Origin of the sequence: Actinacidiphila polyblastidii, assembly GCF_036353415.1 — a bacterium.
Taxonomy (GTDB): Bacteria; Actinomycetota; Actinomycetes; order Streptomycetales; family Streptomycetaceae; genus Actinacidiphila; species Actinacidiphila polyblastidii.
In genome coordinates this window covers 1-915 of the sequence record NZ_JAZEWV010000082.1, presented here as the reverse complement: position 1 = coordinate 915, position 915 = coordinate 1, and the positions used below count along the sequence as shown (strand labels likewise).

Below are 915 nucleotides of genomic sequence, written 5' to 3'. Positions count from 1 at the left end.
GCACCCCGGCCAGCCCCGGCAGCACTGGGAGGGGCAGTTCGCCGATGCCGGCGTCCGCGTGCTGCTCACCGACCGCCCCGAGGGCGACCCCGGCCTGCCGCGCTGCGAGCGCGTCCTGCACCTCACCCGCGGCCGGGCCGGCGCCGACGACGATCGGGCGCCCTACCTGGCGCCCGGACTGCGGCCGGCCCGGCTCGCCTACCTCATGTACACCTCCGGCTCCACCGGAGTGCCCAAGGGCGTCGCCACCACCCACGGCGACATCCTGGCGCTCGCCGCCGACCGGCGCTGGGACGGCGACGAGCACGAGCGGGTCCTGCTCCACTCCTCGATCGCCTTCGACGCCTCCACCTACGAGCTGTGGGTGCCGCTCCTCCGGGGTGGCACCGTGGTCGTCGCACCCCCGGGCGACGCCGACCCGGAGGTGCTGCGGACAGCCGTGCGCCGGCACGGCGTCACCGCCCTGTGGCTCACCGCGGGCCTCTTCCACCACCTCGCCGACCTCGATCCCGGCTTCTTCGCCGGACTGCGCGCGGTGTGGGCCGGCGGCGACGCCGTGTCCCCCCAGGCCGCCGCCCGCGTGCTGCGCGCCCACCCCGGTCTCACGCTGGGCAACGGCTACGGCCCCACGGAGACCACCACCTTCGCCGCCTCGTACGTCACCGCCGAGGCCGACGACCTCGCGGGCGGCGTCCTGCCCATCGGCCGGCCGCTCGACGGCATGCGGGCCCACGTACTCGACGCCGCCCTGCGCCCGGCCGCCCCCGGCGTGGTCGCGGAGCTGTACGTGTCCGGTGCGGGCGTCGCCCGCGGGTACGCGGGCCGTGCGGGCCTCACCGCCTCCCGTTTCGTGGCGTGCCCCTTCGACGCCGGGGAGCGGATGTACCGCACCGGCGACCTGGTGCGCCGCGGGCC

At 77.5% G+C, this 915-nt stretch carries 1 protein-coding gene; it reads left to right on the top strand.

What is annotated here, in order from left to right; translation table 11 throughout:
• Positions 1-915, top strand: a 915-nt coding sequence (locus V2S66_RS34310; protein WP_330801021.1) for an AMP-binding protein, incomplete at both ends; no start/stop codon positions are given.